General features: G+C 70.2%; 10 protein-coding genes and 1 riboswitch. Of the genes, 8 read left to right on the top strand and 2 right to left on the bottom strand.

Going from position 1 to position 12,511, the window contains the following annotated elements; translation table 11 throughout:
- Nucleotides 1–56: 56 nt before the first annotated feature.
- Nucleotides 57–2,198 (bottom strand): iron uptake transporter permease EfeU, encoded by a 2,142-nt coding sequence (efeU, locus tag FSYMDG_RS12005; protein ID WP_013873745.1) that lies wholly within the window; start codon nucleotides 2,196–2,198, stop codon nucleotides 57–59.
- 272 nt (nucleotides 2,199–2,470) lie between these two features.
- On the opposite strand from efeU, the gene FSYMDG_RS12000 reads away from it, so the two are divergent.
- The 7 genes from FSYMDG_RS12000 (at nucleotide 2,471) to FSYMDG_RS11970 (ending at nucleotide 10,855) form a co-directional block, all read left to right on the top strand.
- Nucleotides 2,471–2,944 (top strand): hypothetical protein, encoded by a 474-nt coding sequence (locus FSYMDG_RS12000; protein ID WP_043603556.1) that lies wholly within the window; start codon nucleotides 2,471–2,473, stop codon nucleotides 2,942–2,944.
- Nucleotides 2,945–3,667: 723 nt separating this feature from the next.
- A complete protein-coding gene (locus FSYMDG_RS11995) occupies nucleotides 3,668–4,114 on the top strand; it encodes an NfeD family protein (RefSeq protein WP_237702730.1) in 447 nt (148 codons plus the stop codon).
- Between the two features lie 26 nt (nucleotides 4,115–4,140).
- Entirely contained in the window at nucleotides 4,141–5,043 is a 903-nt protein-coding gene (locus FSYMDG_RS11990; RefSeq protein ID WP_013873742.1) for an SPFH domain-containing protein, read from the top strand.
- Nucleotides 5,044–5,410: 367 nt separating this feature from the next.
- Nucleotides 5,411–7,513 carry a transketolase gene (gene tkt / locus FSYMDG_RS11985; RefSeq protein WP_431307084.1) on the top strand — a complete coding sequence of 701 codons (2,103 nt, stop codon included), beginning with the start codon at nucleotides 5,411–5,413 and terminating at the stop codon, nucleotides 7,511–7,513.
- A gap of 313 nt (nucleotides 7,514–7,826) precedes the next feature.
- Complete coding sequence (locus FSYMDG_RS11980; protein WP_013873740.1) at nucleotides 7,827–8,267, top strand: cold-shock protein; 441 nt, start codon at nucleotides 7,827–7,829, stop codon at nucleotides 8,265–8,267.
- Nucleotides 8,268–8,778: 511 nt separating this feature from the next.
- Nucleotides 8,779–8,941, top strand: a riboswitch (cyclic di-AMP (ydaO/yuaA leader).
- A gap of 18 nt (nucleotides 8,942–8,959) precedes the next feature.
- Complete coding sequence (locus FSYMDG_RS29650; RefSeq protein WP_050803493.1) at nucleotides 8,960–9,673, top strand: NlpC/P60 family protein; 714 nt, start codon at nucleotides 8,960–8,962, stop codon at nucleotides 9,671–9,673.
- A gap of 393 nt (nucleotides 9,674–10,066) precedes the next feature.
- On the top strand, nucleotides 10,067–10,855 hold the full coding sequence (locus FSYMDG_RS11970; RefSeq protein ID WP_013873737.1) for a peptidoglycan-binding protein: 789 nt from the start codon (nucleotides 10,067–10,069) through the stop codon (nucleotides 10,853–10,855).
- 137 nt (nucleotides 10,856–10,992) lie between these two features.
- Here the strand turns inward: FSYMDG_RS11970 and FSYMDG_RS11965 are convergent, their stop codons facing one another.
- Nucleotides 10,993–11,955 carry a S1C family serine protease gene (locus FSYMDG_RS11965; RefSeq protein WP_013873736.1) on the bottom strand — a complete coding sequence of 321 codons (963 nt, stop codon included), beginning with the start codon at nucleotides 11,953–11,955 and terminating at the stop codon, nucleotides 10,993–10,995.
- Between the two features lie 145 nt (nucleotides 11,956–12,100).
- Here FSYMDG_RS11965 and FSYMDG_RS11960 point away from each other — a divergent pair, with 145 nt between their 5' ends.
- The gene (locus FSYMDG_RS11960; protein WP_013873735.1) at nucleotides 12,101–12,445 is read left to right on the top strand and encodes a metallopeptidase family protein; all 345 of its coding nucleotides are present in this window, start codon (nucleotides 12,101–12,103) and stop codon (nucleotides 12,443–12,445) included.
- The last annotated feature ends 66 nt before the right edge of the window (nucleotides 12,446–12,511 follow it).

Here is a 12,511-nt window from a genome sequence, read left to right as displayed (position 1 = left end):
GGGTTTGGAGGAGGTGTCGCGGTCGCGGTGGGAGAGGCTGGCTGGGCTCGTCCGGCTCATCCGGCGTTTCTGATCTCCAGGACGTCGGGGATGGGCGCGAGGGTCTCCAGCAGCCCCCCGAGGCTGCCGTTGAGCCGCTGCCGGTCGGCGAGGGGGAGAGCCTGTGGGGCGATCCAGGTCCCCGCCGGGCTGGCGGTCCGGCGCAGCAGTGTCGCGAAGGCGTCCAGCCGCCGGTCGGCCGCCGCCAGCGTGTCCGGCGCCCGGGTGGCCAGCAGCGGAGAGATGATCTTCAGGAGTTCGCGGGTGCCCTCGGCGTTCGCGCTCGCGGTGGCCAAGGTGCTGCCGCTGCCCTGATCGGCGGTGCCGGTGAGCTGGAACTGCAGGGTGTTCTCGAGGATCTCGTGGGTGCGCAGGGCCAGGTCGTTGGGATCGAGCTCCTGGGTCGGGAACGCCCTGCCCAGTTCGGTGACGTCATCGGCGAGCTGGGCCGCCAGCGGCGAGAGCGCCGCCGCGCTCTCGCCGTGCCACAGCCCGTACTCGATACGGTGGAAACCGGTGAAGCCCTCGTCGGTGACACCGCCGGGCAGGCCGTCGGGCCCTCCGTTGATCGCGGCGTCGAAGTCGCCGAACGTGCCGTACGCGGCGCCGAGGCGTTCGTAGTCGAGATGGGCGGTGAGCCAGTCGCGGCGGGCCGCGTCGAGGTCACCGGCCGCCACGTCCGCGCGCAACGTGTCGGTGTCGCGTTGCAGGGTGACCAGGCCGGCGGTGACGAACGCCCGATAGGCGTCCAGCGGCTCGGCCAGGGCCTCGTCCGTCACCGGGATGATCGCCTGGCCGCCGGCGCTCGGGCCGGTCACCCGCTGGCTCGCCGAGACGATGGGCGGGTCGTTGCCGGGCAGGCACTGCCAGGCGTAGGTGCCGCCGCCGACGGTCGCCGACAACGGCCGGCTGGTGCCCGGCGCGAGCAGTTCGATCTCGGCGTGGATCGCCCCGCTCACCGGGTCGATCAGGCGGACCTCCAGACCACGGCCACCGCCGTTGTGGACGGTGAAGGTCTGCCGGCCGGGGCGCGGCGCCTGCCAGCCCTCGGCGCAGGAGCTGGCGGTCGCTTCGATCGTCGTCGCGTGGGCGTCGTCGGACGGGCCGAGCGCGAGGATCGTGGCACCGGCGGTGATGGCCGGCACCGCGACGACGGCCACCGGGAGCGCCCAGCGGGGCACCGCGCGCGGCACCCACCGCCGCCCGCCGCCCGCCGGCGTCGCCGGGTCCGCCGCTGCCGTCGAACCGGTCGCGACCACTGCGGCCGGTTCGACGGCCGCCACCGGTTCGGCGGTCACGGCCGGCTCTGCTGGTGTGGTCGGTTCAGCCGGTGTGGCGGCCGGCGCGGTGCTGCCGGCGCCCCGCAGGAAGAGCGGCAGCACCAGCAGCAGGTAGGCGAGGTAGCCGACGACCTGGAGCACGGTCATCCGCGGGGTGATGTTGAAAATACCCTCGGTGAGCCTGGTGTACCAGGAGCTCGGGTCGATGGTGGCGGTCAGGTCGAACGCCGTGGTCGCCCCGCCCGGTAGGAGACCGCTTTCCTGGAGGTCGGCCAGCCCGTACCCGGTGACGCCGGCCGCGATCACGATCAGCCCGATACCGGTGATCCTGAAGAACCTTGTCAGGTTGATCCGCAGCGTCTGACGGTACACGGCGAAGCAGGCGGCGGCGGCCAGCGCGATCCCGGCGTTGGCGCCGACGAGCGGGCCGACCGACTCGTCCGCGCCCCGGGCGGTCGTCCAGACGAACAGGGAGGTCTCCAGGCCCTCCCGGGCGACCGCCAGGAACGCGGTGAGGACCAGCGCGCCAGGGCCGATCGCCAGCGCGGCGATGACCCGGCCGCTGATCTCACCGGACAGCGTCCGTGCCGACCGCCGCATCCAGAAGACCATCACGGTGACGAAACCGACCGCGATCAGGCTCAGCACACCGCTGAACGCCTCCTGGGCCGCGGTCGACATCGAGGTGGCCGCGAAGGTGAGGACCGCGCCGAAGCTCGCCGAGAGGGCGACGGCGGCGAGCACTCCCATCCAGACCTGGGGGAGGCGGGTGCGCTGGTCGGCGCGCACGAGCGTGGCGACCAGAATCGAAACGATCAGGCTCGCCTCGAAACCCTCACGCAACCCGATGAGCAGGTTCGGGACAAAGTTCGTCCACATGTCCGCAGCCTCCGTCATCGTCCTGTGATCACCGTTCGGCGAAAGGGTCCAGGGAAAGGTACCAGAAGTAAAAGTTAGGTTCACTTAATTACATATCTGTACTCCTGGTGAGCGGGTGGACACGAAACGGATTTCCGGCGTCCGCGGCCAATGCCCGCGCCAGGGCGGCAGAGATCGTTACCACAGTGGGGGCCGACGGGCCCTTCGGCCTGTGCCGGGGGGCTACCTTGCAGGAGATAGATCGACACTACGGATACCTGCTGGGGGCAAGCATGAACGCCAGAGCCCTGCGCCGCGCCGGCGTCCTCACCGCTACCGGAGCGCTCGCCACGCTCCTCGGTGCGGCTCCGGCCAGCGCGTCCATCTCCTTCCCCGCCGATGCCCGGACCAGCGCCGACACCAGCGCTGACAGCGGCGGCGCGACCAGCGTCGACACGAGCGTCAGCCAGCTCTTCCAGGCTGCCGTGGGTCTGTCCGTCGGCGCTCTCTCCGGTGCCTCGAACACCATCTCGGTCGCGGCCGGCTCCCGTGGCAACTCAACGGCCGGCACCGTCGCGGACACCGGTCCCGCCGGTTTCGGTGCCGGGCAGGGCGGCGCCGCCGGGGCGGATGCCGGTGGTGCCGGGACGAGCAGCCCCCAGGACATATACGGCGCCGCCGCAGACCTTTCCTACAGCGCGCTGTCACAGGCGGCGGACGCGCTCTCGCGCGCGTCGGGCACCGTCTCCGGCGGCCTGGGCGGGTAGCCAGCCGGCCCCGGAGCCGGTCAGCCGAGTCCGGTCAGGCGGTGGCGGACGACACCCGTATTCCGCAGTATCGGCCGCTGGTGTCGATGGGTCGGACGCCCGCAGGGGCTGGACAGGGACCAGCGGCGCACCCTCGGGCGCGCCGACATCCTGACCGGACATGGACGGTTCCCCGTCGCGGTGAGAAAGGCATGGACACGGCGATGTTCGTGGAAGTCACCGCTTCGTGGAAGTCACCGTATCGTCCCGACGGTTTCTCGTCGCACACAGCGTGATCCGTCATCTGTCTGATCCAATATCTGATCCGACGTCTGTCATCGGTCCGCCAGCTGTCGCTCGTCGTCGGTGCGAGCCGCCGCGGGGCCGGTTCCGGCGGCGGGCCGCCGGCCCTGGCGGAGAACCGCTGGTTCCGGCAAAGAGCATGATCTACATGGGCGCCGTAATGCATTGTGTCGCTCCTGGACATACATTGCGCCGCTCCTGGACGAACATTGCGCCGCGCGTTCCTGGACGACGCTCTCGGACGAACGGACGAACGGCTGCCCTGGGACGAGCAGGTGGCCAACAGCAGGTGGTTGTGGTCCAACAGTGTGGTTGTGGTCCAACGGGTGGCTGTGCGCCGGGCCGGAGGCCGGTGGCGACCGGACCAGGCGCCGCGGGCGCGCGGAAATTCGTGTATCCGTGCACGTCGGCCCGCACATCCGGGGGGATTCCGCGGATAGCATGATGGTCATGCAGCCGTGGCTGTGGTGGTTGGTGATCGCCGGCGTTCTTGGCGTGGGCGAGATGCTTACCCTTGCCCTCATTCTCGGGATGACCGCGCTCGCGGCCCTGGTGGCAGGCGCGGTCGCCGGGGTCGGCGGCCCGCTGTCCGTCCAGCTTGTCGCGTTCGCCGCCACCTCCGTGGTGCTGTTGCTCGGGCTGCGGCCGGTCGCGCGCCGGCACCTGCACCAGGCACCGGCCACCGCGACCGGCACCGACGCGCTGATCGGTGTGACGGGTGTCGTCCTTGAGCCCGTTAACGGTGACGGTGACGGGCGGGTCAGGATTCGCGGTGAGATATGGTCGGCCCGCGCGACGATCGACGGTCAGGTTCTTGAACCGGGCACGAGCGTGCGCGTGCTGCGCATCGACGGCGCCACAGCCATCGTTCACCCCGCGCAGCTGTAGCGGGCCTTGGGACCGGGGAGGCGTCGATGGCCGGGCTGATCGCCACCGCGGTCATTCTGCTGGTGCTGCTGGTTTTTCTCAGCCGGGCGGTGCGGGTTGTTCCGCAGGCCCGGGCGGTCGTGGTCGAGCGGCTGGGCCGATACCACCGGACCCTCACCCCGGGCCTGGCCCTCGTCATCCCCGTTGTGGACCGGATCCGTGAACGCGTCGACCTGCGGGAGCAGGTGGTGACCTTCCCGCCGCGCCCGGTGATCACCGAGGACAACCTCGTCGTGGGTATCGACACGGTGATCTACTTCCAGGTCACCGACCCGCGCGCGTCCACCTACGAGATCGCCGACGTCATCAGCGCGATCGAGCAGCTCACTGTCACGACGCTGCGCAACGTGATCGGCAGCCTGAACCTGGAGCAGACCCTGACCTCCCGCGACGAGATCAACACCAGGCTGCGCGGTGTGCTCGACGAGGCGACCGGCAGGTGGGGCATCCGGGTCAACCGGGTGGAGCTCAAGGCCATCGAGCCGCCGCCGTCGATCCAGGACTCGATGGAGAAGCAGATGCGAGCCGAGCGGGACCGCCGGGCGGCGATCCTGTCGGCGGAGGGCGTCAAGCAGAGCGAGATCCTGCGGGCCGAGGGCGAGAAACAGGCCGCGATCCTGCGGGCCGAGGGCGAACGGCAGGCGAAGATCCTCGCCGCGCAGGGCGAGGCCGAGGCCATCACCACGGTGTTCCGGGCGATCCACGCCGGCAACGCCGACCAGAAGCTGCTCGCCTATCAGTACCTGCAGACCCTGCCGCGCATCGCCGAAGGTGAGGCGAACAAGGTGTGGATCGTTCCCAGCGAGCTGACCAGGGCGTTCGGGGGCCTCGCCGCGTTCGGCGGCCGCACCGACGGACCGGACCGGACGGATGGCGGGCAGGCCCGCTGACAGCTTTCGTCTCTTTTCCCCGCTCCGTCCACGCCGACGCCAGTATGCACGTACGGTCACCATAGTGACGCCGCTGGCTGCTGCGTTCTCCTGACATGTCGGGGGCGGAAACTGGGAGCGGGGCCACAGCGGCGCCCGTACGGCCCCGACGTCCGCCAGAGATCTGTCACCGCTGGATACGATCTAGGTTGCCGAGCTGATCGCGGATGCGGTTCCCGGCCGCGGCAGATGGTCGGCTCGCCCGGTCCGGGAGCCGACAGCGGGGGCGGCCAAACCGCGTCGCGGCCCGGCGCGGCTACCGGACCGGTACGTGTGGACCCGCAAGCGCCTGCGACGGACGTTGTGGGCGTCCTATGTCGACAAAGGGATGTACATGACGCCCACCGAGCAGCCGACCATCACCGACACGGACGATCTGTGCGTCGCGACGATCCGCACCCTGTGTATGGACGCGGTGCAGGCCGCGGCCTCCGGGCACCCGGGTACCCCGATGGCCATGGCACCGGTGATCTACACGCTGTGGCAGGAGTTCCTGCGCTTCGACCCCGACGATCCCGCCTGGCCGAACCGGGACCGGTTCGTGCTGTCGGCGGGGCACGCGTCGACGTTGCTGTACGCGACGCTGCACCTGGCCGGCGTCCGGGCGGTCGACCCCACCTACGAGACCCTCGGGGGGCCAGCGGTCACCCTCGACGACATCAGACGGTTCCGCCAGCTGGACGGGAGGTGCCCCGGCCACCCGGAGTACCGCTGGACGTCGGGGGTGGAGGCGACCACCGGACCGCTGGGCACGGGCGCGGCGACGGCGGTGGGCATGGCCATCGCCGGACGCTGGCTGGCGGCGCGGTTCAACCGGCCCGGCTTCGACGTGTTCGACCACGACGTGTACGCGCTGTGCGGCGACGGCGACCTGATGGAGGGGGTCGCGGCCGAGGCGGCGTCGCTGGCCGGCCACCTGCGGCTGGCCAACCTGTGCTGGATCTACGACAACAACCACATCAGTATCGAGGGCGGCACCGACCTGGCGTTCACCGAGGACGTGGCCACCCGGTTCATCGCCTACGGCTGGAACGTCACCCGGGTCGGCGACGCCAACGACCGCACGGCCCTGGGCCGCGCCTTCGAGACGTTCCGCCGTGAACCGCACCGCCCGACCCTGGTCATCGTCGACAGCCAGATCGCCTTCGGCGCCCCGACCAAGCAGGGCACCGCCGCCGCGCACGGGGAGCCGCTGGGGGAGGAGGAGATCCGGGCGACGAAGCGGTTCTACAACTGGCCGCCGGACGCGCACTTCCTTGTCCCCGACGGGGTGTACGAGCACTTCGCCGCCGGTGTCGGGAAGCGGGGCCGGGCCGAGCGGGACAGCTGGCTGGCCCTGCTCGACCGCTACCGGGAGGCATATCCCGATCTTGCCGGCCAGCTCGACCTGATCTGGCGTGGGCAGCTGCCCGACGGCTGGGACGCCAACATCCCCGTCTTCCCCGCCGACGGCAGGGGCCTGGCCACCCGGGACTCCTCCGGGAAGGTCCTCAACGCCGTCGCCGCCCGGGTGCCCTGGCTGGTCGGCGGCTCCGCCGATCTTGCCCCGTCGACGAAGACCCGGCTGACCGTCGACGGCGCTGGGGACTTCCAGGCCGCCAGCCCGGGCGGGCGCAACCTGCACCTTGGCGTCCGCGAGCACGCGTCGGCCGCGGTGGCCAACGGGCTGTCCCTGTCCGGGCTGCGGCCGCTGTGGTCGACCTTTCTGATCTTCTCCGACTTTGCCCGCGGTGCCCTGCGGCTGTCCGCGCTGATGGAGCTGCCGGTCATCCACGTGTTCACCCATGACTCCATCGGGGTCGGGGAGGACGGGCCGACGCACCAGCCGATCGAGCAGCTCGCCTCGCTGCGGGCCGTCCCCGGCCTGCTGGTGATCCGTCCCTGTGACGCGGGCGAGGTCGTGCAGGCGTGGCGGGTGGTCATGGGCCTGCGGCAGGAGCCGGCCGCGCTCGTCCTGAGCCGGCAGGCGCTGCCGACGCTGGACCGGGCCCGCTACGCCGACGCCGCCGGGCTCGCCCGCGGCGGCTACGTGCTGGTCGACCCCGCCGACGGCGATCCCGAGGTGATCCTGATCGGTACCGGCAGCGAGGTGCACCTGGCCCTGGCCGCCCACGAGGAGCTGACCGCGCAGGGGGTGCGCGCCCGGGTGGTCAGCCTGCCGTCCTGGGAGCTGTTCGAGCGGCAGCCCGCGCAGTACCGCGACCAGGTGCTCCCACCGGCGGTCCGCGCGCGGGTCGTGGTCGAGCAGGCGGCCACGCTCGGCTGGGAACGGTACGCCGGCCCGGACGGGGTGATCATCGGTATGCGGACCTTCGGCGCGTCCGCCCCGCTGCGGGCGTTGCAGACCAAGTTCGGTTTCACCCCGCAGGCGGTGGTCAGTGCCGCCAGGCAGAGCCTGGCCGCCGTCAGCGCTGTTGGTGACCCGGCGTAGACCGCGAGGATCCGGATCCGAAGATTTCGGTCACGATGTCGACGGCCGGCTGGTTCCCGGGGGAGTCCGCGGGAGCCGGTCGGCCGACGGCCCGTTCCGGTGTTTCCGCGATCGTTCCCTGCCGATCGTTGTCGGTTGTTGTCGGTTGTTTTGCGCTCCGGGTGTCGGCTTGACCTGGCTGTGCGCACCTGAGACGGTGAACAGGCCCCATGGTCGTGCGAGCGGTCCTGGGGTTTGGTTGTGCACAGGTTCGTCTGGTGTGCAGGTGACTGGGTACAGAGCTGGTTGGCACAGAGGTTGTACAGGGGCAGACGTGGTGGGTACCGGTAGGATTCTGCGTTTCGACGGGGTTCGTGGCTACGGTTTCATAGCGCCTGACGCTGGCGGCGACGATATTTTCATGCACGCAAACGATCTTCAAGATGAGAAGCATCTGTTCCAGCCCGGAACGCTGGTGGAGTTCGAGGCGGAGGAAAGCGACAGGGGCCCGAAGGCGTCGGTCGTCCGCCTGGCCCGTCGGGCCCAGGCCCGTCCGGCGCCAGCGAGTCCCCTGGCTTCCCCGAGCATGGCCAACGGGCGTTCGGACGCCGATGACGACGACATGTGCGACGTCCTCACCGTCGGGGAGTTCCGACACCTGCTGACCGAGACGCTCATCGAGTCGGTGCCGACCCTGACCGGCGGCCAGATAAGCCAGATACGGCAGCGGCTGACCAGCCTCGCGCAGGCGCGTGGCTGGGTCGAGTCCCAATAACCGGCCCGCTCAGGCCCCTACCGGCCCGGCCCGGAATCTGTCGACCCGCGCCGGTGCCCGGGCGCGTCGTTGCTGCCCGGACGCTGCGCCGGCCACACGGCTGGCCACGCTGCGCTGGCCGTACCACTGACCACACCATGCGCACGGCCGGATCTGTGACGTTGCTCCGGCTGGTCGATTCGCCTACCTGCGGGCGATCCGCCTGCCCGGCTGCGAAACACAGAAACACAACAGCGGAAAAAATGTTGCTGCCGGTCCGCGTTGACTGTTGCACGATACGCACCGGTTATCCGTGGAAGCGGTGTGTAGCGCCGTCACGCTGTGGCCAGCTTGTACCGTCTCGGCGGTCATCCTGAGACAGCACGCGTAAATGATACGCACAGTGAGTGCTGTACGTCGACATGCCGAGAAAACCGCCGCTTGCGACTACCGAAAGTAGTTCGCTACGTTGGCCGGGTTCTCAACGGCACCGGACCGCACGCCGAGTTCTGTCCACGGTCCGGTGTCTTCCGACTAGCGATCGCCAGGACAGAAGCGGGGGACCCACCTTTCCGCCGGACGTCGCCACCACGGTGGCCGTCCTTGGGGTGAAGTCGGCCGCGTGTATCCGCGCGTCGACCGGGCTTCCCGGCCCGAACCCGACAGCTAACCTCGCAGGCGTATGGGAAGGATCAGCGTTGCCTGCACATCAGGTGAATTCAGGTCCGGCTGCCGTACATCGTTCCAATTCCAATTCCAATCCCGGCCCCAGGCGCGGTCGTCATCGCGCGCCCACGACCCGCTCCACCCTCGGCCGGATATCGGCGCGTACCGCGGTCGCCGCCGCGGCCACCGGCACTGTCGCCCTCTCCGGGCTGGCCTCGCCGGCCCTGGCGAACGACCGGGGCCTGGACACGGGCGGGACGGGCCGGACCGACGCCGCCACGACCAGTACGACCACCGCGACCAGCACGAACGCTGCCCGGTCAGCCGCCTTTACGATCACCCCGGCCGCCACCACGGGCACGGGCACGCTGGCGGCGCAACCGGTGAGTTTCTCGACGTCCTCCGCCAGCGGCTTCGGGGCGAAGCTCGTCTATCTGGCGTCGAAGCAGGCCGGCAAGCCGTACGTGTGGGGTGCCGAGGGGCCGCGGGCGTTCGACTGCTCCGGCCTCGTCCGGTACATCTACAAGCAGCTTGGCCGCAGCGTCCCGCGGACAGCCAACGCGCAGTACAACGCCTCCCAGAAGCTGTCGAAGAACGCCCGGCAGCCCGGTGACCTCATTTTCTTCGGCCGGCCGGGAGGCATCCACCATGTGGGTGTCTACGCCGGGAACGGGATGATGTGGGCCTCCCCGCACACCGGGGCCGTGGTCCGGCTCCAGAAGGTCTACACCAGTAACTATCTGGTCGGCCGTATCAGGTGACCGACCGCCCGGGCCGGGCTGGCGGCCACGGGGTGTCCAGGAGCCCCGGGCGGACAGCGCGGGAAACCACGGGTGGACGCCACGAAAATTTCTCCCGGTTGTTGCCGGACAGATTTTCTCGGAACACCGTCGGATTCTTTTGGCTCCCGTTCCGGGTGTTCAAAAAACGCCTGTAGAAACGCATTGAATTGCCTTTTTGGCGCTCTGGGGGCGACACCGGAGCCTCCTGAAGCAATGTGGTGAACGGCCTGTTCGGCGACCCGAATGACGTTTTCCCAGCGGCTGGTAGAGAACTCGGGAAATATAGTTCTCGAGCCGGCCCTAGAGAGTACTGTGCCGGCATTTCCGGCAACGGGCGATCCTTTCGACGATATTTTAGGTGAGAGTCTGATTATGGCCAGGGGAAGGCACAGAAAACCCGGTCGGTGCAACGGCGCCGCATTAGCGGGCACCGTCGGGCTCATCGGGACGACGGCTGGAATGATGCTGACCGCGGCTCCGGCCAGCGCGGCCGGGACGTCCGGGTCCGCCGTCGTCACCGACACGACCATCGCCCGCGTCGCCGCGAACGCGGGGCTGCCCAGCTGCCGAGGGGTGCCGCTGGGCACCTGGGTGGCGGTGGCGCTCGCGGAGTCCGGTGGCAACGCCAAGGCGCGTAACGCGCGCGGTGAGGACTCCCGCGGGCTCTGGCAGATCAACGCGCGGGTCCACGCGAGCTGGCTGGCGGGCAGGAACCTCTACGACCCGGCCACCAACGCGTGGGCTGCGAAGAAGGTGTGCGACAGCCAGGGCGTGCGTGCCTGGAGCGCCTACACCAATGGTTCCTACCATCGTTATCTGACGCGGGGAAACACCGCCGCGGCGGCGGTGAAAGCCAGCCCGGCGAGCGCGTCGACAACACGGTCGAGCACCCCTGTCCCGGCCGTCAGCGGGATCAGCTACACCAGCCGGAACTGTTCGGTCCCATCGTCCGCGGCGACCGTGAGAAACGGCAGTAAACCGCGTACCGAGGTGGCCAGGGTACAGCAGCGGCTGACCGATCTCGGATACTCTCTCGCGGTCGACGGAATATTCGGTCCGCGGACCACCAGGGTGGTGAAGGATTACCAGCGGCAGCACGGCCTCGTGGCCGACGGAATAGTCGGCGCCCGCACCTACGCCCAGCTGTTCCCATGCGGCTGACAGCTGGGTGCTACTGACGGCCCTGGGTACCTCCCCCTCCCTCGGGTGCCCGGGGCGCCACCGTCCGCGGGCGGCCCCGGCCCTGGCCCACCAGGCCGGGGCCGCCGCGGACGGTGCGTACCGCTGGACAACGGCCGTCAGGTCAGCGCCAGTTCCTGCGGGACGACGATGACGTCGACGAGCGCGCCGCGCCGCCACACGGTCAGTTCGAGCGGGCGGCCGATGGTGTCCTCGGTCATCAGCCGTTGCAGGTCCCCCGGGGTGGCGACCGGCTGCCCGGCGACGGAGAGCACCAGATCGTCGGCGAACAGGCCGGCACGACCGGCCGGGCTGCTCACGACGACCTCGGCCAGCCGCACGCCGTGCCGCCGACCGAACCGCTCGGCCAGGTGCGGCGGCAGCGGTGCCCGGGTGCTGGCGACCCCCAGGTAGGCGCGCCGTACCCGGCCGTCGCGCATGAGCGCGGCGAGGATGTGACGGGTGGTGGTGTTGACCGGGACGGCGAGCCCGAGCCCGATCCCGGCGACGGCGGTGTTCACCCCGACGACGTGGCAGTCGGCGGTGACCAGCGCGCCGCCGGAGTTGCCCGGGTTGAGCGCCGCGTCCGTCTGGATCACTTCGTCGATGACGCGGACGGTGGCGCCGGCCCGGGTGGGCAGGGAGCGCCCGAGCGCGCTGACGACCCCCGCGGTGACACTGCCGGTCAGGCCCAGCGGGTTGCCCACCGCGACGACGAGCTGACCGACGGAGAGTGTGGCGGCGTCGCCGAGCGTCGCCGGGGCCGGCGTGCCGCCGCGGGCCCGCAGCACCGCGAGGTCGGAGAGCGGATCGGCGCCGATCACGTCCACCTCGCTGTGGGTGCCGTCGGCGAACTCGGCCAGGCCCGCCGCGCCGCCGCGGCCGGCCTGTCGTCCCGTGCGCCTCGATCCACTGTCGACGACGTGGGCGGAGGTGAGCAGGAAGCCGTCGTCGGTGAAGACCACGGCGGATCCGGCTCCCTCGCCGCGCGGCGTCAGTACCCGCAGGCTCGCGACGGCGGGGGAGACGGTTGCGGCGACTCGGGTGACGACCTGTGAGTAGGCATCGAGCGGATCCTGCATCCTGGCCTCCCATCCTGCTTACATAATTACGTCATTAGAAGCAGCGGATGACGCCCAATGTTCCCTGAGTGTTCCCGAGGTTCCCTGGGCCTGTTCGTTCCCCGCGACCGGCGGCGGGACGGCGGCGGGATGTAGGTTCACCGACGTGGTCGAGGTGTCCAGGCAGCGCTTCGAGGACCTGGTGGCCGAGGCGCTGGACAGCCTGCCGCCCCAGCTCGGCCGCCAGATGTCCAACATCGCGGTCGTCGTCGAAGACGAGCCGCCGTCACCGGGGCTGCTCGGGCTCTACGAGGGCGTGCCGCTGACGCAGCGGGGTGACTGGTACAGCGGGGTGCTGCCGGACCGGATCACGATCTACCGGTGGCCGATCTGCGACCTGGGCCGCACCGAGGAACAGGTCGTCGAGCAGGTGCGGGTGACCGTCATCCACGAGGTGGCCCATCACTTCGGTATCGACGACGGGCGGCTCGCCGAGCTCGGCTGGGAGTAGGAACCCGCCGGCGGTCACCGCGGCCCACGCCATCCATTGTGCCGCTGTGTGCACGATGTCGCTGTG

Origin of the sequence: Candidatus Protofrankia datiscae (genome assembly GCF_000177615.2) — a bacterium.
In the GTDB taxonomy this organism is placed as follows: Bacteria; Actinomycetota; Actinomycetes; order Frankiales; family Frankiaceae; genus Protofrankia; species Protofrankia coriariae.
The sequence above is the reverse complement of the archived record's forward strand: the minus strand, read 5'-3'. Positions and strand labels throughout refer to the sequence as shown.

What these genes read in the sequence shown, in the direction of transcription:
- efeU (WP_013873745.1), bottom strand. Translation starts at nt 2,198, where the DNA reads ATGTGGACGAACTTTGTCCCGAACCTGCTCATCGGGTTGCGTGAGGGT.
- FSYMDG_RS12000 (WP_043603556.1), top strand. Translation starts at nt 2,471, where the DNA reads ATGAACGCCAGAGCCCTGCGCCGCGCCGGCGTCCTCACCGCTACCGGA.
- FSYMDG_RS11995 (WP_237702730.1), top strand. Translation starts at nt 3,668, where the DNA reads ATGATGGTCATGCAGCCGTGGCTGTGGTGGTTGGTGATCGCCGGCGTT.
- FSYMDG_RS11990 (WP_013873742.1), top strand. Translation starts at nt 4,141, where the DNA reads ATGGCCGGGCTGATCGCCACCGCGGTCATTCTGCTGGTGCTGCTGGTT.
- tkt (WP_431307084.1), top strand. Translation starts at nt 5,411, where the DNA reads ATGTACATGACGCCCACCGAGCAGCCGACCATCACCGACACGGACGAT.
- FSYMDG_RS11970 (WP_013873737.1), top strand. Translation starts at nt 10,067, where the DNA reads ATGGCCAGGGGAAGGCACAGAAAACCCGGTCGGTGCAACGGCGCCGCA.
- FSYMDG_RS11965 (WP_013873736.1), bottom strand. Translation starts at nt 11,955, where the DNA reads ATGCAGGATCCGCTCGATGCCTACTCACAGGTCGTCACCCGAGTCGCC.